Origin of the sequence: Mesorhizobium sp., from assembly GCF_004963255.1 — a bacterium.
Classification (GTDB): Bacteria; Pseudomonadota; Alphaproteobacteria; order Rhizobiales; family Rhizobiaceae; genus Mesorhizobium.
In genome coordinates, this window is record NZ_SUGA01000119.1 from 1 (window position 1) to 350 (window position 350).

Sequence of the window (350 nt, forward strand, 5' to 3'; positions counted from 1 at the left end):
AGGTGCCGGTGCGCGAGGAGCGCATGAGCGCCTATGAAATGATGCTGTCGGAGAGCCAGGAGCGCATGCTGATGGTGCTGCGCCCCGAAAAGGAAAAGGAGGCCGAGGCGATCTTCCACAAATGGGGCCTCGACTTCGCCATTGTCGGCAAGACCACCGACGATCTGCGCTTTCGCGTGCTGCACCAGGGCGACGAGGTCGCCAATCTGCCGATCAAGGATCTTGGCGACCAGGCGCCGGAATATGACCGTCCCTGGGCCGAGCCGAAGAAGCCGGCGCCCCTGGCTGCCAGCGATGCCCCACAAGCCGACATCGCCGAGGCTTTGTTGAAACTGCTCGGCGGACCCGAC

The 350-nt window shown here is 64.0% G+C and carries 1 protein-coding gene; it reads left to right on the plus strand.

The genetic code is table 11. The features are described from left to right. Positions 1 to 350 (plus strand): AIR synthase-related protein (locus E5X34_RS32710; protein ID WP_292573361.1); only part of this gene is annotated, 350 nt, incomplete at both ends.